Source organism: Candidatus Protofrankia californiensis (assembly GCF_900634765.1).
In the GTDB taxonomy this organism is placed as follows: domain Bacteria; phylum Actinomycetota; class Actinomycetes; order Frankiales; family Frankiaceae; genus Protofrankia; species Protofrankia californiensis.
In genome coordinates, this window is the sequence record NZ_CAAAFT010000018.1 from 7,225 (window position 1) to 7,782 (window position 558).

Genomic DNA, 558 nt, shown 5'->3' on the forward strand with positions numbered 1-558 from the left:
GACCGGCAAGCCGGCGGGGGCATCGTCGTATTCAGGCGTCTTCGCCGCGCCATCCCGGCCGGTTGCGGTCCAACCAGGATTCGACGTCGGCACGGCGCCACAGGCGGATCCGCGGGTGGTCGATCAGGGGGTCGGGGAAGCCCTTGCTGTTGGCGACCGATACGGCGTAGCTGCGTGCGACCCGCTCGCCGCGGCGGGACGTGCGGCCGAGGAGATCCCGTAGCTGGTCGATGTCGACGAGATCCCGCAGCTCGGCCCGGGGGACACGGCCCTCGTCCTCACCGTCGTCTGCCGGCATGTGCTGGACACTAGGAACGTACGAACGCCCTATCCGTTCGATCTGTACGCACGTACATGGACTCGCTATGGTGCCCCGGACACGTGGCAATGAGTAGGTCCCGCCGGTATGCCCACCGACGGGACCGCGGCCGACCTATGCAGGAGGCGACCGATGACAGCAGTCTCGCAGCACGACCACGACCGCGGCGACGACCAGGATGTCCGGGGGGTCACCCTGCGGGTCAGTACGGTCAGCGGTACAGCCGACCTGTACGTCTG

Annotated in this window: 1 protein-coding gene; it reads right to left on the bottom strand. The window is 68.3% G+C overall.

Going from position 1 to position 558, the window contains the following annotated elements:
- Positions 1–31: 31 nt before the first annotated feature.
- Positions 32–298, bottom strand: coding sequence for a hypothetical protein (locus tag DD1DGNOD_RS00730; protein WP_131769208.1), 267 nt, complete (start codon positions 296–298; stop codon positions 32–34).
- Positions 299–558: the final 260 nt, after the last annotated feature.